At 73.2% G+C, this 18,987-nt stretch carries 23 protein-coding genes; 9 read left to right on the top strand and 14 right to left on the bottom strand.

Translation table 11 applies throughout. The features are described from left to right. Complete coding sequence (locus tag ACLQ2X_RS10245; protein ID WP_425680725.1) at positions 1-354, bottom strand: S26 family signal peptidase; 354 nt, start codon at positions 352-354, stop codon at positions 1-3. Positions 355-434: 80 nt separating this feature from the next. On the opposite strand from ACLQ2X_RS10245, the gene sodN reads away from it, so the two are divergent. The 3 genes from sodN to ACLQ2X_RS10230 all read left to right on the top strand — a co-directional run bounded on the left by sodN (position 435) and on the right by ACLQ2X_RS10230 (position 1,803). Beyond that, positions 435-839, top strand: coding sequence for a superoxide dismutase, Ni (gene sodN, locus ACLQ2X_RS10240; protein ID WP_425680724.1), 405 nt, complete (start codon positions 435-437; stop codon positions 837-839). A gap of 65 nt (positions 840-904) precedes the next feature. Beyond that, the gene (locus ACLQ2X_RS10235; RefSeq protein WP_425680754.1) at positions 905-1,360 is read left to right on the top strand and encodes a GNAT family N-acetyltransferase; all 456 of its coding nucleotides are present in this window, start codon (positions 905-907) and stop codon (positions 1,358-1,360) included. A gap of 32 nt (positions 1,361-1,392) precedes the next feature. Next, on the top strand, positions 1,393-1,803 hold the full coding sequence (locus ACLQ2X_RS10230; RefSeq protein WP_425680723.1) for an ATP-binding protein: 411 nt from the start codon (positions 1,393-1,395) through the stop codon (positions 1,801-1,803). Here the strand turns inward: ACLQ2X_RS10230 and ACLQ2X_RS10225 are convergent. Then, positions 1,797-2,207, bottom strand: coding sequence for a hypothetical protein (locus tag ACLQ2X_RS10225; RefSeq protein ID WP_425680722.1), 411 nt, complete (start codon positions 2,205-2,207; stop codon positions 1,797-1,799). The genes ACLQ2X_RS10230 and ACLQ2X_RS10225 overlap by 7 nt on opposite strands. 43 nt (positions 2,208-2,250) lie before the next feature. Between ACLQ2X_RS10225 and ACLQ2X_RS10220 the strand changes: the two genes are divergently transcribed. Together ACLQ2X_RS10220 and ACLQ2X_RS10215 are read left to right on the top strand one after the other, a co-directional pair. Then, positions 2,251-3,201 carry a diacylglycerol/lipid kinase family protein gene (locus ACLQ2X_RS10220; RefSeq protein WP_425680721.1) on the top strand — a complete coding sequence of 317 codons (951 nt, stop codon included), beginning with the start codon at positions 2,251-2,253 and terminating at the stop codon, positions 3,199-3,201. Between the two features lie 445 nt (positions 3,202-3,646). After that, positions 3,647-3,904, top strand: a complete 258-nt coding sequence (locus ACLQ2X_RS10215) for a WhiB family transcriptional regulator (protein WP_073834718.1) — start codon at positions 3,647-3,649, stop codon at positions 3,902-3,904. A 61-nt stretch (positions 3,905-3,965) separates the two neighbouring features. On the opposite strand, the gene ACLQ2X_RS10210 is transcribed toward ACLQ2X_RS10215, so the two are convergent. The 4 genes from ACLQ2X_RS10210 to ACLQ2X_RS10195 are packed head-to-tail and all read right to left on the bottom strand — an operon-like array spanning position 3,966 to position 7,333. Then, positions 3,966-4,715, bottom strand: a complete 750-nt coding sequence (locus ACLQ2X_RS10210; protein ID WP_425680720.1) for a sirohydrochlorin chelatase — start codon at positions 4,713-4,715, stop codon at positions 3,966-3,968. After that, complete coding sequence (locus ACLQ2X_RS10205; RefSeq protein WP_425680719.1) at positions 4,697-5,446, bottom strand: phosphoadenylyl-sulfate reductase; 750 nt, start codon at positions 5,444-5,446, stop codon at positions 4,697-4,699. Before ACLQ2X_RS10205 ends, ACLQ2X_RS10210 begins: the two co-directional genes overlap by 19 nt. Next, a complete protein-coding gene (locus tag ACLQ2X_RS10200; protein ID WP_425680718.1) occupies positions 5,443-5,601 on the bottom strand; it encodes a hypothetical protein in 159 nt (52 codons plus the stop codon). The genes ACLQ2X_RS10205 and ACLQ2X_RS10200 overlap by 4 nt, the downstream gene beginning before the upstream one ends. A gap of 22 nt (positions 5,602-5,623) precedes the next feature. Further along, positions 5,624-7,333, bottom strand: coding sequence for a nitrite/sulfite reductase (locus ACLQ2X_RS10195; RefSeq protein ID WP_425680717.1), 1,710 nt, complete (start codon positions 7,331-7,333; stop codon positions 5,624-5,626). A gap of 352 nt (positions 7,334-7,685) precedes the next feature. Here ACLQ2X_RS10195 and ACLQ2X_RS10190 point away from each other — a divergent pair, with 352 nt between their 5' ends. Further along, positions 7,686-9,263 carry a glycosyltransferase family 39 protein gene (locus tag ACLQ2X_RS10190; RefSeq protein WP_425680716.1) on the top strand — a complete coding sequence of 526 codons (1,578 nt, stop codon included), beginning with the start codon at positions 7,686-7,688 and terminating at the stop codon, positions 9,261-9,263. On the opposite strand, the gene ACLQ2X_RS10185 is transcribed toward ACLQ2X_RS10190, so the two are convergent. Next, positions 9,238-10,797 (bottom strand): sensor histidine kinase, encoded by a 1,560-nt coding sequence (locus ACLQ2X_RS10185; RefSeq protein ID WP_425680715.1) that lies wholly within the window; start codon positions 10,795-10,797, stop codon positions 9,238-9,240. The two genes, ACLQ2X_RS10190 and ACLQ2X_RS10185, sit on opposite strands and share 26 nt — an antisense overlap. Before the next feature lie 25 nt (positions 10,798-10,822). Beyond that, positions 10,823-11,851 carry an SIS domain-containing protein gene (locus ACLQ2X_RS10180; protein ID WP_425680753.1) on the bottom strand — a complete coding sequence of 343 codons (1,029 nt, stop codon included), beginning with the start codon at positions 11,849-11,851 and terminating at the stop codon, positions 10,823-10,825. 180 nt (positions 11,852-12,031) lie between these two features. On the opposite strand from ACLQ2X_RS10180, the gene ACLQ2X_RS10175 reads away from it, so the two are divergent. Further along, positions 12,032-13,642 (top strand): tetratricopeptide repeat protein, encoded by a 1,611-nt coding sequence (locus tag ACLQ2X_RS10175; protein ID WP_425680714.1) that lies wholly within the window; start codon positions 12,032-12,034, stop codon positions 13,640-13,642. Between the two features lie 18 nt (positions 13,643-13,660). On the opposite strand, the gene ACLQ2X_RS10170 is transcribed toward ACLQ2X_RS10175, so the two are convergent. Then, positions 13,661-15,244 carry an MDR family MFS transporter gene (locus ACLQ2X_RS10170; RefSeq protein WP_425680713.1) on the bottom strand — a complete coding sequence of 528 codons (1,584 nt, stop codon included), beginning with the start codon at positions 15,242-15,244 and terminating at the stop codon, positions 13,661-13,663. A 117-nt stretch (positions 15,245-15,361) separates the two neighbouring features. Here ACLQ2X_RS10170 and ACLQ2X_RS10165 point away from each other — a divergent pair, with 117 nt between their 5' ends. Further along, a complete protein-coding gene (locus ACLQ2X_RS10165; protein ID WP_425680712.1) occupies positions 15,362-15,928 on the top strand; it encodes a TetR/AcrR family transcriptional regulator in 567 nt (188 codons plus the stop codon). Positions 15,929-15,938: 10 nt separating this feature from the next. Here ACLQ2X_RS10165 and ACLQ2X_RS10160 read toward each other — a convergent pair whose 3' ends face one another. Together ACLQ2X_RS10160 and ACLQ2X_RS10155 are read right to left on the bottom strand one after the other, a co-directional pair. Continuing rightward, entirely contained in the window at positions 15,939-16,451 is a 513-nt protein-coding gene (locus tag ACLQ2X_RS10160) for a GNAT family N-acetyltransferase (protein ID WP_425680711.1), read from the bottom strand. Continuing rightward, positions 16,448-16,663 (bottom strand): biotin/lipoyl-binding carrier protein, encoded by a 216-nt coding sequence (locus ACLQ2X_RS10155; RefSeq protein WP_091447276.1) that lies wholly within the window; start codon positions 16,661-16,663, stop codon positions 16,448-16,450. Before ACLQ2X_RS10155 ends, ACLQ2X_RS10160 begins: the two co-directional genes overlap by 4 nt. Before the next feature lie 225 nt (positions 16,664-16,888). Here ACLQ2X_RS10155 and ACLQ2X_RS10150 point away from each other — a divergent pair, with 225 nt between their 5' ends. After that, the gene (locus ACLQ2X_RS10150; protein ID WP_370461611.1) at positions 16,889-16,963 is read left to right on the top strand and encodes a 50S ribosomal protein bL37; all 75 of its coding nucleotides are present in this window, start codon (positions 16,889-16,891) and stop codon (positions 16,961-16,963) included. Positions 16,964-17,050: 87 nt separating this feature from the next. On the opposite strand, the gene rsrA is transcribed toward ACLQ2X_RS10150, so the two are convergent. The 3 genes from rsrA to ACLQ2X_RS10135 form a co-directional block, all read right to left on the bottom strand. Then, the gene (rsrA, locus tag ACLQ2X_RS10145) at positions 17,051-17,338 is read right to left on the bottom strand and encodes a mycothiol system anti-sigma-R factor (protein WP_425680710.1); all 288 of its coding nucleotides are present in this window, start codon (positions 17,336-17,338) and stop codon (positions 17,051-17,053) included. A gap of 2 nt (positions 17,339-17,340) precedes the next feature. Next, positions 17,341-18,147, bottom strand: coding sequence for a sigma-70 family RNA polymerase sigma factor (locus ACLQ2X_RS10140; protein WP_425680709.1), 807 nt, complete (start codon positions 18,145-18,147; stop codon positions 17,341-17,343). Between the two features lie 219 nt (positions 18,148-18,366). Beyond that, the gene (locus ACLQ2X_RS10135) at positions 18,367-18,978 is read right to left on the bottom strand and encodes an alpha/beta family hydrolase (protein ID WP_425680708.1); all 612 of its coding nucleotides are present in this window, start codon (positions 18,976-18,978) and stop codon (positions 18,367-18,369) included. Between the last annotated feature and the right edge of the window lie 9 nt (positions 18,979-18,987).

Raw genomic sequence — 18,987 nt, 5'->3', positions numbered from 1 at the left:
TCACCCCCGGCGGGGGCGGATCCGTCCCGGGCGCGGCCACCAGCGGGCCACCACCCGACCACGCACGTCGGCCACGCCGTACACCCGGGAATCGTCGGTGACCAGGTCGTTGTCGCCGCGCAACCACCAGCCGCCGCCGCGGGGCTCCACCGCGCGTTTGACCACGAGCAGGTCGGGCCGGCTGCGGAAGACCGCGACCACCACGTCGCCGGGGCGCACCGGCCGGCCGCCGACCCGGACCAGCACGGCGTCGCCGTGGCGCAGCGTCGGGGACATGGACGGGCCGGTCACCAGGACCGGCGTCAGCGGGCCGCGCAGCCGCGGCCCGGCGGTTCCGTCGGCGGCCGACGTCACGTCTCACCTCTCGCCGCGGGGGTACGTATCCAGGAGTACTGTCATCCTCGATCATCGCAAACAACCCATGGAGGATCCTGATGCGCCTTCCTCGCATCCTCACGCCCCGGGTGACCGCCAGTGCCCACTGCGATCTGCCCTGCGGCGTCTACGACCCGGCCCAGGCCCGGATCGAGGCCGAGTCGGTGAAAATGATCTGTGAGAAGTACCAGGCCAACACCGACCCGGAGTTCCGCACCCGCGCCATCCTGATCAAGGAGCAGCGGGCGGACCTGGTCAAGCACCACCTGTGGGTGTTGTGGACCGACTACTTCAAGCCGCAGCACTTCGAGAAGTACCCGCACCTGCACCAGCTGTTCAACGAGGCCACCAAGCTGGCCGGCGCGGCGGGTGCGAAGGGCGGCACCGACCCGGCCAAGGCCGACGAGCTGCTCACGAAGATCGACGAGATCGCGAAGATCTTCTGGGAGACCAAGCAGGCGTGAGCCTGTCTGCCGGCACCCCGACGATCCGGCCGGCACGTCCCGAGGACGTGCCGGCCGTCGTCGTCATGGTGCACGAACTCGCCGAGTACGAACGTGCCCCGGAGCAGTGTCACCTCACCGCCGAGCAGCTCGACGCGGCGTTGTTCGGGCCCGCGCCGGCGCTCTTCGGTCACGTGGCCGTGGACGGGGCGGACCGGCCGCTCGGCTTCGCGCTCTGGTTCCTCAACTTCTCCACCTGGGCCGGGGTGCACGGCATCTACCTGGAGGACCTGTACGTCCGGCCGTCCGCGCGGGGCACCGGCGCGGGCCGGATGCTGCTCGCCACGCTCGCCGCGATCTGTGTCGAACGCGGCTACCGGCGGCTCGACTGGTGGATGATCGACTGGAATCCGGCGGCGGGCTTCTACGCCTCGATCGGCGCCACCCCGATGGACGAGTGGATCCCGTACCGGCTGGTCGGGCCGGCGTTGCGCGAGCTCGCCGCGCAGGCGACCGCAGCACCCACCCGGCCGGTCCCCTGACCGGGTAGAGTCCCGCATCGGGGAGGAACGCCGTGACTCAACTGACCATCGGGCACCCGACGACGGGCGATGATGTCGTCCACCTCACCGTGCCCGCCGACGGTGGCTACCTGGGCGTGCTCCGCACCGCGACGGCCGGCCTCGCGGCCCGGTTGCAGTTCGCCCTGGACGAGATCGAGGATCTACGGATCGCGGTCGACGAGGCGTGCGCGATGCTGCTCGCCATCGCGACCCGTGACGCCGAACTGGAGTGCCGGTTCGCGGTCACCGAGGACGCGCTCACCGTCGAGGTGACGGTGCCGACCGTCCGGGGCGCGACGCTGCCGTCGGAGTCGTCCTTCGCCTGGAAGGTGCTCACCGCGCTGACCAGCGGGGCCGACGCGCACGCCGAGGGCGGCCGGGCCACGATCTCCCTGCTCACCCGCCGCGCCGGCGGCTACTGACCGGAGGCGGGCGGGTCGCCGAAGCCGAGCGACCGGTTGGTGGGGCCGCTCACCAGCAGTCCCGCCATGCCCAGCCCGAGGACCATCAGCGGCACTCCGAGCCAGGCCATCCCGCCCTCGATCATGAACCAGCCGATCGGCAGCAGCATGAGCTGCAGGACGATGGCGGGCGCGCGGGCGCCGGCACGCCGGCGGGCCAGCGCGCCACCGAGTGCCCAGAGCGCCGCCGCCCCACCTACCGCGAACACGGTCACCAGCAGCGCCGAGGTCAGGTCGGTGGCGGACGCGGTGAGGTCGGACCAGATCAGCCACACCGCGATCAGCCCGAGCGCCGCCGCTTCGAGGCGTAGCAGGAGGACCGCGGCCCGCAACGTACCGGGGACGGGGTCGGAGTCGATCGTCACGGACGCCACGATACCGGCGGGTAGTCGCGGTAAAGTGCCGCCCATGCGGGCCGTCCTGGTGGTCAATCCGAAGGCCACCACCACAAGCGAGCGCAGCCGGGACGTGCTGGTCCGGGCGTTGCGCAGTGAAGTCGACCTGTCGGTGCGGTACACCCGCCGGCGTGGACATGCCATGGACCTGGCCCGGGAGGCCGCCCAGGAGGGGGTCGACCTGGTGGTCACGCTGGGCGGCGACGGCACCGTCAACGAGGTGGTCAACGGCCTGATGGCGGCAGAGCCGCCGACGTTCCGCACCGGGCCGACCTCGGCCGAGCGGCTGCCCGCGTTGGCCACGGTGCCGGGCGGCTCGACGAATGTGTTCGCCCGCGCACTCGGGCTGCCCCGGGAGTGGCCGGACGGCACCAGCATGATCCTGGAAGGGGTGCGGTTGGGCCGGTCCCGCACGATCGGGCTGGGCCGGGCCGACGACCGCTACTTCACGTTCTGCGCCGGCTTCGGGCTCGACGCGGCCGTCATCCGCCAGGTGGAGCGGGCGCGCAAGCGGGGGCGGGTCTCCACTCCGGCGCTCTACTTCCGGTCCACGGCGAGGCAGTACTTCGTCGGTTCGGACCGGCGGCACCCGTCGATCACGCTGGAGCGACCGGGCGAGACGGCGACGGTGGGGTTGGCCACGGCCATCATCCAGAACACCGCGCCGTGGACCTACCTGGGCGACCGGGAGATCAACCCGAATCCGGAGGCGTCCTTCGATCTGGGGCTGGACGTGCTGGCCCTGCGGCAGTTCAAGTTCGCGAGCACCGCCCGTACTGCGGCGCAGTTCTTCTCCCGGCAGCCCGATCCGCACGGCAAGCAGGTGCTGCGGCTGCACGACCTGGCGGAGTTCACCTTGGTCTCGGAGCGGCCGTTGCCGTTCCAACTCGACGGCGACTACCTCGGCGAGCGGGAGAAAGTCAGATTCACCTCCGTGCCGGCCGCACTGAGAGTAATCTGCTAGCTCTCGGGTACCTCAGTCGATCTATGCGGTTCCCCCGCCGCCACGAGTGCGGTGGCCGCCACGCCGAGGAAGGTGCCGGAAATGTCAGCAACGTCACGCAGCCTGTACTACATTGATTCTCGACTGTGGCACGCCGGGTAACCAGACCCCTGGTAAACCCGGACAAATGGGTGGTGAGCCCGCTCACTGTTCGGAGTTTTTCTGAGCGCCACCCTTGACATCGCTGTCGTTCGTGAAAGTATTCACAAGCGAACTCGTGTTTCCGGGGCATTGCCTGGATATGCTCACTCGGTTGAGCTGTTCCAGCAGGTCCACGGGCCCGCAGCCTGCTCACGCAGCGCCGAATTGATGGATGCTTACCGTCACCGATCGGCAATGCGGACGCATATAGGAATAGCAACGAAGCTTATCTGGCCACCCACTAAGAATGAGGAGTGTTGCCGCCATGGACTGGCGCCACGATGCCGTCTGCCGCGACGAGGACCCGGAGCTGTTCTTCCCGATCGGGACGTCCGGTCCGGCCCTCCTGCAGGTGGAGCAGGCCAAGGCCGTCTGCCGGCGTTGCCCAGTGACCGACCAGTGCCTGCAGTGGGCGCTGGAGTCCGGGCAGGACGCCGGTGTCTGGGGCGGGATGAGCGAAGAGGAGCGCCGCGCGGTGAAGCGCCGCGGCGGTCTCCGGGTGCTGCGCGCTCACTCCGCCTGACCCCGCACACGCGCCAACGCCCCGGCCGGAAACGGCCGGGGCGTTGCGCTGTCCGGACCCGTCAGGCCGCCGCCGCGTCCACCCGCCGCCGTACCAGGTCGGCAAGCTCCGGCAGATCCGTCAACGGATCCGCCACCGCCACCGCGCCCGCCGCGTGGGCCGTCGCGCGCACCCCGTCGTGGAACCGGCCCGGGGCCAGGAAGTACGCGGCCACCGCGACCCGGCGGGCACCCGCCGCGCGCAACCGCGCCACCGCGTCGCCCACCTCCGGAGGCGCGGCCGAGGCGTACGAGACGCGGCAGGGCACACCCAGCCCGGCGCCGAACGCCGCGGCGACTCGACCCACCGACGCCCGCGCGGCGGGATCACGGGTGCCCGCCGCGGCGAGCACCACCGCGTCGGGACCAGCCGACTCGCCGGCGGTCGCCTCCGCCAGGCGACGCCGCAGACCGGCCAGCAACCGGGCGTCCACCGCGCCGCCCACCGGCCCCAGCACGTCCGTCACCCGCACCCGCAGGCCCGCGCCGGCCGCCGCGACCGCCGCCGGGATGTCCACCTTCCGGTGATACGCGGCCGTCAACAGCAGCGGCACCAGCACCGCCCGGTCGTGACCTGCGGCGACCAGCCCGCGCAGCACCTCCGCCGGCCTCGGATCGGTGTGGTCGAGCCAGCTCGGCAGCACCTGGCGGCCGGGCGAGACCGACGCCACCGCCCCGGCCAGGGCCCGGGTCGCCGCCGCCGCCCGGGGATCCCGGCTGCCGTGCGCCACGAGCACCACCGGCGGCGCGGCGCTCAGGTGTGCAGGCCGCACTCGGTCTTCTCGAACATCGCCCACCGGCCGGCCCGCGGGTCCTCCCCCGCCCGGGTCCGCCGGGTGCACGGCCAGCAGCCGATCGAGCCGTAGCCCCGGGCGAACAGCTCGTTGACCGGGATGTCGTACCGGGCGACGTAGGCGTCCACCTCCCGCTGCGTCCACGCCGCGATCGGGTTCACCTTGACCTTGCCGCGCCCGGCGTCGAACCCCACCACCGGCGTGTTGGCGCGGGTCGGTGACTCGTCCCGGCGCAGCCCGGTCACCCAGGCGTCGTACCCGGCCAGCGCCCGCTCCAGCGGCTCCACCTTGCGCAACTGGCAGCAGTCGTCTGGGGACTTGTTGAACAGGCGCGGGCCGTACCGGCCGTCCTGCTGGCCCACCGTCATCCGGGGACGGACCGACCGCACCCGCACCGGCATCCGCCGGGCCACCTCGTCCCGGACCCGCAGCGTCTCCGGGAAGTGCAGCCCGGTGTCCAGGAACACCACCTCGACTCCCGGCGCGACCCGGGAGACCAGATGCGCCACCACCCCGTCGGCCATCGAACTGGTCACGCAGAACCGCTCACCGAACGTCTCCGCCGCCCACCTGGCGATCACCACCGCGGGCGCGTCCGCCAGCTCCCGCCCGGCGTCCTCGGCCAACGCCCGCAACTCGGCCGGATCACGTCGCGGCGGCCCGGCCGGACCGACCAACCCCAGGCCGGTGGCGGAGACCAGGCCGGTCACCGGGTCACCGCCCGGCTCAGCAGGCCGGTGAACCGCACCGAGAAGACCCGGGTGCAGGCGTGGCACTCCCAGGCACCGTGGCCGGACTCGTGCGGTCGAAGGTCCTCCTCGCCGCAGTACGGGCAGTACAAGGGCGCGGACCGGGCGTCACTCATCGCGCCACCTCGCTTCGCTCGCTCATCTCAGCTCCTCCTCGTCGACCCTGATCACCCAACGGGCGAACGTCTCGCCGTCGGTGCGGCCGGCCAGGTAGCGACGGGCCAGCCGTTCCACGTACTCCGGAAGTTCGTCGGCGGTGGTCTTCAGGCCGCGCAGCTTGCGGCCGAAGCCGGCGGTCTGCCCCTGCGCCATGCCGAGGCCCCCGCCCAGGTGCACCTGGAAGCCCTCGACCTGCCGGCCGTCCGGGCCGACCACGAGCTGGCCCTTGAGCCCGATGTCCGCGACCTGGGTGCGGGCGCAGGCGTTCGGGCAGCCGTTGAGGTGGATGGAGATGTCCGCGTCGAAGTCGCGCAACCGCTCCTCCAGGCGGGCCACCAGTTCCTCTCCGCGCCGCTTGGTCTCCACGATCGCCAACTTGCAGTACTCGATGCCGGTGCACGCCATCGTGCCGCGCCGCCACGCCGACGGCCGGGCCTCCAGACCGATCCCGCGCAGCGCCGTCACCAGCTCCTCGGTCAGCTCCGGTGCCACGTCCAGCACGAGCAGCTTCTGGTACGGGGTGAGCCGTACCCGGTCGCTGCCGTGCGCCCGCGCCACGTCGGCGAGCCGGGCGAGCTGGGTGCCGGAGACCCGGCCCACCACCGGGGCGGCGCCCACGTAGTTGGCGCCGTCGCGCTGCGGGTGCACGCCGATGTGGTCGACCGGCTTCGCCGGCAGCTCGGCGGACGGCCCGTCGAGCAGCGTCCGGCCCAGGTATTCCTTCTCCAGCACCTCGCGGAAGCGCTCCACACCCCAGTCGGCCACCAGGAACTTCAACCGGGCCCGGTTGCGCAGCCGGCGGTAGCCGTAGTCGCGGAAGATGCCGACCACGCCCGCCCACACGTCCGGCACCTCGTGCAGCGGCACCCACACGCCGAGCCGCTTGGCCAGCATCGGGTTGGTGGACAGTCCGCCGCCGACCCACACGTCGAAGCCGGGGCCGTGCTCGGGGTGCTCGACGCCGAGGAACGCGATGTCGTTCGCCTCGTACGGGGTGTCGACAAGCCAGGAGATCGAGGTCTTGAACTTGCGGGGCAGGTTGGAGAACGCCTTGTCGCCGACGTACCGGCGGACGATCTCGTCGATCGCCGGCGTCGGGTCGAGCACCTCGTCCCGGGCCACCCCGGCGACCGGACTGCCCAGCACGATCCGGGGGCAGTCGCCGCAGGCCTCGGTGGTCTGCAGACCGACCGCCTCCAGCCGGCGCCAGATCTCCGGCATGTCCTCGACCCGGATCCAGTGGTACTGGATGTTCTGCCGGTCGGTGATGTCGGCGGTGTCCCGGGCGAACTCGCGGGAGATCTCCGCGATCACCCGGAGCTGGGCCAGGTCGAGCTGCCCGCCGTCCACCCGGACCCGGAGCATGAAGAACTCGTCCTCCAGCTCGTGCGGCTCCAGCACGGCGGTACGCCCGCCGTCGATGCCCGCGCGGCGCTGGGTGTACAGGCCCCACCAGCGGAACCGGCCGCGCAGGTCCTGCGGGTCGATGGAGGCGAAGCCCTGGTGGGCGTAGATGTTCTCGATCCGGTCCCGCACGTTCAGCGGATCGTCGTCCTTCTTGATCCGCTCGTTGGGGTTGAGCGGCTCGCGGTGTCCGAGCGCCCACTGGCCCTCGCCGCGTGGCCGGCGGGGCGCACGGGCGGCGGGCGCCGGGGTGTCGGGACGGGCCGGGGTGCTGCTGACCGCCATGGCGGCGTCCTCCGTTGTCTGCTGCGGTGCTGCGAGCGCGGACGCGACGGCCGGCCCTGAAAAGGGCCGTGGACGGCGATGTCGGTGACGGCCGGCGCGGTTACGCGCCCGAGACGGATGGGTCGGGCGTCGTCAGTTGGCCGGACAGATCGCGCTGCGCACGCGGCCGTAATCGACGTGGCGACGGGCCACGAAGCGGCGGACGACAGCGGCGGTCATGTGCTTCATGCTGCCACACCACCCGGTCGCCGACCACAGGTCGAAGCGCTGATCCCACATCACGGGCCACGCCACTCGGACGACACGCCGACGAAGACGTCGCAAAGGCGGGCGGAGGAGGCAGGGTACGGGGATGGCGGTGCGGTGGCCCCGACGGGGCGGATCGACGGAGCTTCCCGGCTCGCCGGTGTGGATGGTCCCCGGGCTGCTGACGCTCGCGGTCACGCTGGCCGGGATCGGGCACGCCCAGCCCTGGCGGGACGAGTTGGCGACCTGGAGCGCCGCGACCCGCCCGGTGGCCGACCTGCTGCGGATGACCCGCCACATCGACGCCGCCACCGGGCCGTACTACCTGCTCATGCACGGGTGGACCGCGATGGCCGGCATCTCGCCGACGGCGTTGCGGCTGCCCTCCGCACTCGCCATGGCGGTGGCGGCCGCGCTGACCGCCCGCCTCGGCACGGTGCTGGCCGGTCGCCGCGCCGGGCTGCTGGCCGGGCTGTTGTTCGCCGTGCTGCCCGGCACCTCGCGCTACGGCCAGGAGGCCCGCCCGTACGCGCTGGCCACGCTGCTCGCCGTGCTCGCCACCCTGCTGCTCGTCGAGGCGGTACGCCGGCCGACGTGGCGGCGTTGGGCCGGGTACGCGGTCGTGGTCGCCGCGCTGGGCCCGCTGCACCTGCTCGCGCTCACGCTGCTCGCCGCACACGGCGTGGCGGTGCTGCTGGTGACGGTGTGGGGGCCCGCGGCCATCGGCCTCGCCCGCTCGGGTGCCGACCGGGACCGGCCCGGGTCCGACCGTCGGGTGCTCGCGTGGTGGTTGCTGACGCTGCTGCCGGCCGCCCTGCTGGTCGCCCCGGTGGCGCTGACCGCGCGGGGGCAGCGCGGCCGGCAGCTCGACTGGGTGGAGCCGGCGCGCCTGCCCGACCTGGCCGCGTTGCCGGGCGGGCTGGCGCAGAGCGGCGTCGTCGGGGGTTTCGTGCTCGCTCTCGCCGCGCTCGGCGCGGCCCGCCTCGGTCGACGGGCGCTGCTGCCCGGGGCCGCCGTGCTGCTGCCGGTGCTGCTGGTCTACACCGCCAGCACGGTGGTGCCGCTCTGGGTCACCCGCTATCTGATCTTCACGGTGCCGTTCGCCTGCGTGCTGGCCGGCGTGGCGCTGTGCGCGGCGGTCCCGACCGCGCCGGGGGCGGCCGGGACGGCGGCGCCGGAGCGCGGGCGGGCCGCCTGGGCGCGGGCCGGCATCCGGATCGCGCCGGCGCTGGCCGTGGTGACCCTGGCCGGGCTGCTCGGACTGCCCGACCAGACGGCGCTGCGTCGCACCCACGAGTGGCCCCGCAGCACGCCGGTCGACTACGCCGGCGCGGCCCGGGTCGTCGCCACCGGCGCCCGCCCGGGTGACGCGATCGTCTACGCCCCCCGCGGCGGCTGGCTGTTCCCCGATCTCGGCATGGCGTACCACCTGGGGCCGAAGCTGCCCCGCGACGTGCTCGTGGTCCGCGACCAGCGGGCGGGGGCGAGCCTGTGGGCGCAGGAGTGCGCCGATCCGGCCCGGTGCCTGGCCGGCGTGGACCGGGTCTGGCTGGTGGTCACCGGTCGCCGGGCGGACCCGCTGGCGGCGGTGTCCGGCGCGAAGGGCGACGCGCTGCGCGCCGGGTTCACGGTCCGGCAGGTGTGGCCGCGACCCGGTCTCACGGTGGCCCTGCTCGCCCGGTGAGGCGGTCGGTGGTGCCGCGGGCCAGCGGTACGACGAGCACCGCCTCGGTGCCCCCGGCCGCACCGTTGCGCAGCTCGATGGTGCCGCGCAGCTCGCCGGTGACCAACGCCCGGACGATCTGCAGGCCCAGGTTGCCGCCCCGGTCGGCGTCGAACTGCTCGGGCAGCCCGCGCCCGTTGTCGGTGACCGAGACGTGCAACTGCTTGCGGTGCCGCTGCGCGGTGACCACCACCTCCGGGCGGGGCGTGTCCGCCGGGACGGGCGCGTCCTCGTCGGCCGGCGGGAAGCCGTGCTCCACCGCGTTGAGCAGCAACTCGTTGAGCACCATCACCAGGGAGGTGGCGATCTCGGCGGGCAGGACGCCGAAGCTGCCGCGGCGGCGCATCCCGACGCTCACCTCGGTGGCCGCCACCTCGGTCGCGGCACTGGCCACCCGGTCCACGATGCCGTCGAACTCCACCGCCTCGTCGCTGGACATGGAGAGCGTCTCGTGCACCAGCGCGATGGAGGCGACCCGGCGTACCGACTCCTCCAGCGCGACCCGCGCCTCCGGCGCGGACACCCGCCGGGCCTGCAGGCGCAGCAGCGCGGCGACTGTCTGCAGGTTGTTCTTGACCCGGTGGTGGATCTCCCGGATGGTCGCGTCCTTCGTGATCAGCGCACGGTCCCGGCGGCGTACCTCGGTGATGTCGCGGACCAGCACCAGCGCGCCGATCGGCACCCCCGCTGGCATCAGCGGCAGCGCCCGGGTGAGCATGGTGGCGCCCCGGGCGTCGATCTCCCGGCGGGGTGGGGCCTCGCCGCCCAGCGCGGCGAGCACCGCGTTGCCCGCGTCGGTGCCCTCCAGCGGGTCCCGGGCCAGCCGGCGGTGCAGCTGGGCCAGGTCCTCCCCGACCAGGTGCGAGGCGAAGCCGAGGCGGCGGTACGCGGACTGCGCGTTCGGGCTGGCGTAGGTGACCTTGCCGTTGGCGTCGAGCCGCACCAGCCCGTCACCGACCCGGGGCGCGGAGGTGGTCTCCCCCGGGTGCCGCGGTGGCGGGAACGTGCCGTCGGCGATCATCTGGGCGAGGTCGTCGGCGGTGGTCAGGTAGTTCAGTTCGAGCTGGCTGGGGGTGCGTGCGGTGGACAGGTTGGTGTCCCGGCCCACCACCGCGATCACCTCACCCGCCTCGCCGTCGCCGGTGCGCAGCCGCACCGGGATCGCCTCGTGGCGGGCCGGCACGTCGCCGTACCAGACCGGGTCGCCCTCACGCCAGATCCGCCCCTGCCGGTGGGCCACCTCCAGGTGCGCCACCTCGGGCCCGCCGACGATCCGCCCGACCTGGTCGTCGAGGTAGGCGGTGGGCGCGGTGGTGGGGCGGACCTGGGCCACGCAGAGGAACGTGCCGTCACCGTCCACCGGCACCCAGAGCAGCAGGTCGGCGAAGGACAGGTCGGACAGCAACTGCCAGTCGCCGGCGATCCGGTGCAGGTGGTCGATGTCGGCCGGTCGGAGCGCGGTGTGCTCCTCGGCGAGGTCACGGAGGGTGGACACGCCCCACAGCGTGCCACGCCCGGGGTCACATCGTCGCCGTGACCTTCTTCAACCCGCGCGGTGCGTCCGGGTTCTCGCCCCGGGTCAACGCCAGGGCCAGGGCCAGGCGTTGCAGCGGCAGGATGTCCAGCAGCGGCGCGTACCGCTCGTCGACCTCGGGCACCGCCATCCGGGTCTGCCCGACGTCGGCGGAGCCGACCACCACCACGTCGGCGCGGCGCTCGCCGAGCCGGGGCAGCACCTCACGCATCGACTGACCGCCGGGGCCGGAGCCGACCACGGCGAGCACTGGTACGTCCGGGTCGGTCATGGCCAGCGGGCCGTGCAGCAGGTCGGCGCCGGAGAAGGCGAGCGCCGGCAGGTAGGAGGTCTCCATCAGCTTCAGCGCCGCCTCCCGGGCGGTCGGGTACGCGTACCCCCGGCCGGTGGTGACAAGTTGGGCGGCGAACCGGTAGCGCGGCGCGAGCTGGGCCGGGGTGTCGTCGGCGAGGGTGCGGGCGGCCAGTTCGGGCAGCCGGTCCAGGGCGGCCCGCTCCGGCGCGGGCAGCACACCGTCGCCGGCGCGTACCCCCTCGATCAGCATGAGCAGCGCGAGCAGCTCGGCGGTGTAGGTCTTGGTCGCGGCGACCGCACGCTCGTGGCCGGCGGCCACGTCGACGCTCAGCTCGGCGGTCTCCACAAGCGGGGAGTCGGGGTTGTTGGTGACGGCGAGGGTGAGCGCGCCGGAGGCCCGGGCCACCCGCAGCACCTCGGCGAGGTCGGGCGAGCCGCCGCTCTGGCTGACGCCGACGACGAGCGCGTCGGACAGGTCGGGCCGGGCGCCGAACACGGTGATCGCGCTGGGCGAGGCCAGCCCGGCGGGCAGCCCGAGGCGGATCTCGGCGAGGTACGCGGCGTAGAGCGCGGCGTGGTCGGAGGTGCCCCGGGCGGTGAAGACCACGTGACGGGGGCGCCGGCGGGCGATGACCGCCGCGACCTCGGCGACCGCCGCGGCGTGCGTGGTGGAGAGCAGGCGTTCGTAGCCGGCCGGCTGCTCCTCGATGTCGGCGGCCATCCCGGCCCCTGCGTGCGTCACCCGGCACCCCCTTCTGCGCAATTCCCGCGCGTTCTTTGCTCAGTCTTGCACGTTTGAGCAGGGATGATCAACGCAACGAGCAGAAGTGCGCAGTGGATCACTAATCGTCGGAAGATCCCCTAGGCTTGCCCGGCTGACCGACCACGGCGAGAGGACGACGTGCCCGAGGACGACGCCGCGCTCTCGGCGGAGGAGGAACTCGCGCTGGCCCGGCTCGCACTGGGCGAGGGCGACCTGCGGCACGCCGCCGACCACGTCGCCGCGGCGCTGGTCCGCTCCCCCACCCTGCCCGAGGCGCACGAGACGCTAGCCCGGCTTGCCGCCGCCAGCGGCGGCGACCTGGAGCTGTTCCCCCTCGGCCAGCAGGCGTTCGTCGGCGCCGTGGTGGCGCGCGCACACCTGCTCGCCGCCGCCGGTTCCCCCGCCGAAGGGCTCGACCTGCTCGCCGCGGCCACCGGCTACGCGCCCGCGGCGCCCTGGGCCGCCGTCCCCTGGGTCACCGCCGCGGAACTGCCCGAACGCCTCGACCCCGAACGCACGGCCCGGATCCTGATGCAGGTCTGCGCCGCGGCGCCCGACCCCGCGCCGCGCCGCCTGCGCGAGCCGCTGCGGCCGTACCTCACCCTGGCCCGCAACGCGATCACCGTGCACCCGGGCCACCCGCTGCTGCTGGGTGCGGCCTCCGCGCTGGCCCGGCGCCTCGGCGAGGTCACCCTCGCGGTCGCCTGGGCCACCCGGGGGGTCCAGGCGCAGCCCACCAAACTCGGCGAGGTGTGGCTCGGGTACGCGTACCGCAGCGCCGGCCGGCCCGCCGACGCGCTCGCCGCGCTGGAGCGGGCGGTCGCGCTCGACCCCGACGACCTCGCGGTCTACGCGGACATCGCCGGCACGCTCGCCGGCCACGGCCGGCTGGACGCGGCGCTTGGCTGGATCGACCGGGCGCTGGCGAAGGACCCGACCTTCGACTGCGCCGTGCACACCGCGCACCGGCTGCGGTTCCAGCGCGACGGGAACGTGGACCACCTGGTGGCCCTGGCCGACTTCGTCCGCGACCACCCGGACGACTCGCACGAGCACGGCGACCTCGCCGAGTGCTGCCGGGGACGTCCCTGGCTCGGCCAGGTCACCCCGGCCGACGCCGGCCCGTCGGACGACACCGGCCCGTCGGACGACACCGGCCCGTCGAACGAGGCCGCGCAGCGGCTGCAGCACCTGGCACACCCGGCCTGGGCGCACCCCCCGGCCGCGTACGACGCGGCGGTCGGCCTGGCCACGCTCGACCTCACCGACCTGCTCGCGCTGGTGGCCCACCCGCCACCGCCGCCGTCGACCGCACTCGGCCGGGTGCTCGGCGGTCAGGACCCGGCGCTGTGGACGCGGTGTGCGCAGGTCTGGGCCTGCCTCGGCCTGCTGCACCACCGCACCGACGAGCCGTGGACCGGCTCCACCCGCCGCCGGGTGCTGCGCGAACTGGTCGCGGGTGCACCGGAGCGGGCCGCCGAGGGGGCCCTGTTCGCTCTGGTCACCGCCGCCTGGGTGGACCCGGCGATCCGCGCCGACGTGGCCGGGGTGGTGGCCGGGCGACTCGACGAGGTGGCGACCGGCCCGCACCGCCGTACGCCGCTGGCGGTGTCGCTGGCGTACCTGGCCCGGGCCACGCCCGCCCTCGACCCGGCCAGCCGCGCGACCGCCGACGCGCTGATCGCCGACGCGGCGAGCGGGCCGCTGCGGCGGCTCTGGCGGCGCCTCACCGCACTGTTCCGCCGTTGACCCGCTCCCCCTGCGCGGTCAGACCGGGGCCTTGCCGAGCGCGGCCTCGGCCTCGTCCTGCGGCGTGCCGTCGACCGGTCGGGCCTGGTTCGTGGCCCGCAGTGGCACCTCCTTGATGAACCAGGCGAGCACCGGCACCGCGACGGTGAACAGGACCGCCCATCCGAACACGTGCGAGATGGCGTCGGAGAGGCCGCCGAGCACCGCGTCGCGTGCCGGTCCGGTGAGCTGCTTCAGGGTCTCCAGGTCCAGCCCGCCGCCACCGCCACCGTCGGCGAACGCCGGGCCGGCCGCGGAGTCGGCCAGGCGGTGGGCGAAGATGGCGCCGAAGAGGGACACGCCGAACGAGCCACCGATGGACCGGAAGAACGTGGCGGCGCCGCTGGCCGCGCCGAGGTCCTTCTGCTCCACGCTGTTCTGCGCGATGAGCATCGAGGTCTGCATCAGGAAGCCCATGCCGACGCCGAGCACGATCATGTAGAGCGAGGACTCGACCTTGCCGGTGTCGACGTCCAGGCGGGACAGCAGGCCCATGCCGGCGATCATCGCCACGCCGCCGACGATCGGGAAGACGCGGTAGCGGCCGGTCTTGGTGATCGTCCGGCCGACGGCGAGCGACACCACGAGCATGCCGAACATCAGCGGGAGCAGCAGCAGGCCGCTGTTGGTGGCCGAGGCGCCCTGGACGGTCTGCTGGTAGAGCGGCAGGAAGTTCATCGCCCCGAACATGGCGAAGCCGAGCAGGAACCCGATCACCGAGATCAGCGCGAAGTTGCGGTTGGCGAACAGGCTCAGCGGCAGGATCGGCTCGGGTACGCGGCGTTCGACGAACGCGAAGACGACGAGCGCGACGAGCGCCAGCGCGGCCAGTCCGACGATCTGCGGCGAGGCCCAGCGGTATTCGTTGCCGCCCCACGTGGTGACCAGCACGATCGCGGTGATGCCGACGGAGAGCAGCGCCGCGCCCAGCCAGTCGATCTTGTGCTCGGTGCGGTACTTCGGCAGGTGCATGGTGGTGGCGAGGACCAGCAGCGCCACGCCGCCCAACGGCAGGTTGACGTAGAACGCCCAGCGCCAGGAAAGGTGGTCGGTGATGAAGCCGCCGACAAGTGGCCCGGCCACCATGGCGATGGCCATGACACCGGCGATCATGCCCTGGTAGCGGCCCCGCTCCCGAGGTGGCACCAGGTCCCCGATGATCGCCATGACGCCGACCATCAGGCCGCCCGCGCCGAGCCCCTGGACGGCGCGGAAGACGATCAGCTCGGTCATGCCGGTGTCGGCGCCGCCGAACACGCCGGAGCCGGCCATGCCGCAGAGCGCGGAGCCGACCAGGAACACCACCACCGAGGTGAGGAAGACCGCCTTGCGGCCGTAGAGGTCACCGAGCTTGCCCCAGATCGGGGTGGAGACCGTCGTGCCCAGCACGTACGCGGTGACCACCCAGGTGAAGTGGTTGGCCCCGCCGAACTCGAAGACGATGCGGGGCAGCGCGGTGCTGACGATCATGTTGTCGAGCATCGCGAGCAACATCGCGATCATCAGGCCGGACAGGACGACCCGGACATTCGGCCCCGCTGTGGTCTGGGCTGGTTGACTCATGGGTAGGCTCCCCGAAGATCCATGATCGACTTACTTGCCGCCCGGCTAGTTTCCTTACTAGCCGCACGGTAAGCTGGCGGCGCACCAGCGTCAAGCGGATTGGAAGGATGTCGCCCGGTGACCGAGAACACAGGTGGCACGCGGAAGCGGATTCAGGCCGTCGCCTTGGAACTCTTCACCGAGCAGGGCTACGAGAAGACCTCGCTGCGGGAGATCGCCGAACGCCTCGGCGTGACCAAGGCGGCGCTCTACTACCACTTCAAGAGCAAGGACGAGATCATCAGCAGTCTCGTCGAGGACCGGCTGCGCCGGATGGACGACCTGATCGCCTGGGCCGCCGAGCAGCCCGCCACCCTGGCGACCCGGCGTGCGCTCGTCGGCCGGTACGCCGACGCCATGTTCGCCGGCGAGATGCCCCAGGTGATGCGCTTCTTCGAACAGAACCAGACGGTGCTCAAGAGCCTCGTCGCCGGCCAGCGGATGCGCGACCGGATGATGCGCCTGGCCAACGAGCTGTGCCGGGGCGACGACTCACCGGCCGCCCAGCTGCGCGCCGCGCTGACCCTGTTCGCGGTGCACAGCAGCTGGTTCGCGGTCCGCGCGCCCGGCCTCACCGACGAGGGGCGCAAGAAAATCGCCCTTGAGGTGGCCGACGAGCTGCTCGCCCGCATCGGCGGCGACTGAGCGGCACCGGTCAGGCCGGCGCGTTCAACGCCAGCCGCAGACCGAGCAGGTCGACCCCGGGCACCGGCGACCAGTCCTTCTCCGGCAGCCGCACGAACCCGAGCCGGTCGTAGAGGCGCCGCGCGGTCGCGGCCAGACCGGCGCGCACGCAGATCACCACCGCCGCGCACCCCAAATCGGCGGCCCGCGCCACGCACGCGTCGACGAGCGCCGCACCGGCACCCCGACCCTGCGCCGCCGGATCCACCGCGAGCATCCGGAACTCGGCCTCACCGGGGCCGGCCAGATCGGCGTACGGGGTGCCGGCCAGCACGAACGTCACCGCGCCGAGCAGCCGGCCGGTCGACCCGTCCACCGCCACCAGCACCTCACCGCTCTGCGCCCGGGTGGCCACGTCGGCCAGCACCAGCGCGTACCCGGCCTCGTCCTTGAGCTGGCCGTCCGCCTCGTAGGCGGCGACCGTCAGCCGGGCCACAGCCGGGAAGTCGGCCGGCTCGGCCCGGCGCACCAGCAGGCCGGTCAACCGATCACCGCGATCAGGTCACCGTCCTGCACCACGTCGCCCTCGTTGACCGCGAGCTGCTGCACCACGCCGTCGGACTCGGCGACCACCGGGATCTCCATCTTCATCGACTCCAGGATCACCAGCGTGTCACCCTCCGACACGGTGTCCCCGGTCGACGCGACGACCTTCCAGACGTTCGCCACCATCTCGGCGCGGATCTCCTCGGCCATCTCCGGCCCTCCCTCTCCCCGACAGTCCTGCGAACGCTATCCCATCATGACGCCGGTCACGCCGAGCGTCGGACCACCGGCGTGCGGTGCGCCCCACCGCGCCCCGGCACCCGGCGACGGCACTAGCATCGTGCGGGTCGGGCACCGGCACGCCGGGGGCCCGCACCGCGACCTCCGCCGCGCGCATCCGCGGACGGAACCGTGACCAGCACAAGGAGGCAGAGCATGGCGAAGAAGGCCCGCAAGAAGAAGGCCCGTAAGAAGAGCGCCGCCAACCACGGCAAGCGCCCCAACTCCTGATCACCGATCAGCGCGAGGCCGGCACATCCGCCGGACACACCGGTGGCCCGGGTCCAGCAGGACCCGGGCCACCGGTTTCGTCGTCGGTCAGTCGGCCAGCTCGCGGGACTCGGTGGTCTCGAAGACCACCAGCTCGGTCAACCGCAGCCGCAGCCGCTCGTGCAGGTTCTCCGGCGCGGACTCGTTGCCGCAGCAGCGGGCCACGAGCGCCTTGACCTCCTGTTCGATGCCGTACTCGCGCAGGCAGGGCCCGCACTCGTCCAGGTGGTGCCGGATCAGCAACCGGCGCTCCTCGGCGCACTCCAGGTCGAGGTAGAGGTAGACCTCGGCGAGGACCTCGCGGCAGTCCGTCTCGTGCGGTCGTCCACAGCTCACGGTCACACCTCCCGGCCGGCGGCGGCGGTCGAACCCTTCTTCGACGTGGCGGCGCTGAAACCCCGCTCCGCCGCGTACTGCTCGAGCAACTTCCGCAGATTACGTCGGCCACGGTGCAGACGAGACATCACCGTGCCGATCGGCGTGCCCATGATGTCGGCGACCTCCTTGTAGGAGAAGCCCTCGACATCGGTCAGGTAGACGGCCAGGCGGAACTCCTCCGGCAACTGCTGGAGGGCGTCCTTGACGTCGCTGTCCGGCAGCCGGTCCAGCGCCTCCGTCTCGGCGGAGCGCAGGCCGCTGGAGGTGTGCGACTCCGCCTCGGCGAGCTGCCAGTCGGTGATCTCCTCGGTCGGCGCCTGGATGGGCTGGCGCTGCCGCTTGCGGTACGTGTTGATGTAGGTGTTGGTCAGGATCCGGTACAGCCAGGCCTTCAGGTTGGTGCCCTGCTCGAACTGGTGGAAGGCCGCGTACGCCTTCAGGTACGTCTCCTGGACCAGGTCCTCCGCGTCCGCCGGGTTGCGGGTCATCCGCAGCCCGGCAGCGTAGAGCTGATCGACGAAGGGCATCGCATCCCGCTCGAAGCGGGCCCTGCGCTCGTCCGTCTTCTCGGTCGTCAACCGCACATCCCCTCGCGTCGGATGCTTTCCCGCCGAGGATACGCGTACCCACTTGCCGGCAGATTCACTTCCGGCGTGTGTGCCGGTGCTCACGACCGCCGTCGCGGGCGGCCACTCCGGCGCGTCGAGCAGCCGCCGGAGCTGGTCGTCCCGTTCGTCCCGTTCCCGGCTCCGTGTCCTGGTCGGCACCGGTCACCCCCCTCGCGCTGGAAATGTCGTCCACGGGGGGTAACGCGAAGCGCGGGGTGCGGCATTCCACCCACCCGTTCCTGGCCCCGAGCTCGGCCGCGACCGACGCTGGGACCAGGAAGGGCCTGGGAGGGTGGCCCCGGCGCGTCCGAACCGGACGGCCGGCACCAACCGGTGCAACGACCGCCGCCGGGGACGGTCACGGCGCACGGCGCCCGGTCAGGGCAGCCACCCGCGTACGCGCAGCCAGTTTTGGACCACCGCGGCCGTGCCCGCGGGGTCGACCCGCAGGTCGTGCCGCTCGCCCGGCCGGACCACCACCTCGACGCCCGGGCCGGGTTCGGGTATCCCGAACGGGTCCCGGTCGCCGTTGACGACGAGCGTGGGCAGCCCGGTGCGCAGTTCGCCGGAACGCGAACGTTCCGGTCGTCCGGGCGGGTGCAGCGGGAACGCCAGCGCGACCACACCGACCGCACCGACGGCGGCGGCGGTGCGGCAGGCCACCCGGGCACCGCTGGACCGGCCACCGACCACCCAACGCCGCACCTCGGGGGCCCGGCGACGCAGTTCGGCCAGCACCGCCGTCCACGCCTCGTCGAGGTGGCCGGCGGGTGCGGGCGCCCGTCGCCCGGCGACCCGGTAGGGCTGGGTCACCAGGGCCACCCCGGCGCCGGCCTGGCGCAGCGCCGCGCCGACCGCGGTCAGGTCCGGCGCGTCCACGTCGCCGCCCGCCCCGTGCCCCAACACCAGCACGGTTGCGCCGTCGGCGGGCGGGTCGAACCGGATCCGGGCCGGCCCGCGGGGGGTGTCGAACTCGTCGTGGTGCCGCACCGGCCCATT

The organism is Micromonospora sp. DT31 (assembly GCF_049841795.1).
Lineage (GTDB): Bacteria > Actinomycetota > Actinomycetes > Mycobacteriales > Micromonosporaceae > Micromonospora.
This window is presented reverse-complemented; position numbering and strand designations above follow the sequence as displayed.

Coding starts and splice junctions, on each gene's coding strand:
- ACLQ2X_RS10190 (WP_425680716.1), top strand. CDS start 7,686: ATGGCGGTGCGGTGGCCCCGACGGGGCGGATCGACGGAGCTTCCCGGC.
- ACLQ2X_RS10220 (WP_425680721.1), top strand. CDS start 2,251: ATGCGGGCCGTCCTGGTGGTCAATCCGAAGGCCACCACCACAAGCGAG.
- ACLQ2X_RS10170 (WP_425680713.1), bottom strand. CDS start 15,244: ATGAGTCAACCAGCCCAGACCACAGCGGGGCCGAATGTCCGGGTCGTC.
- ACLQ2X_RS10235 (WP_425680754.1), top strand. CDS start 905: ATGGTGCACGAACTCGCCGAGTACGAACGTGCCCCGGAGCAGTGTCAC.
- ACLQ2X_RS10215 (WP_073834718.1), top strand. CDS start 3,647: ATGGACTGGCGCCACGATGCCGTCTGCCGCGACGAGGACCCGGAGCTG.
- ACLQ2X_RS10155 (WP_091447276.1), bottom strand. CDS start 16,663: ATGGCCGAGGAGATCCGCGCCGAGATGGTGGCGAACGTCTGGAAGGTC.
- ACLQ2X_RS10200 (WP_425680718.1), bottom strand. CDS start 5,601: ATGAGTGACGCCCGGTCCGCGCCCTTGTACTGCCCGTACTGCGGCGAG.
- sodN (WP_425680724.1), top strand. CDS start 435: ATGCGCCTTCCTCGCATCCTCACGCCCCGGGTGACCGCCAGTGCCCAC.
- ACLQ2X_RS10180 (WP_425680753.1), bottom strand. CDS start 11,851: ATGGCCGCCGACATCGAGGAGCAGCCGGCCGGCTACGAACGCCTGCTC.
- ACLQ2X_RS10195 (WP_425680717.1), bottom strand. CDS start 7,333: ATGGCGGTCAGCAGCACCCCGGCCCGTCCCGACACCCCGGCGCCCGCC.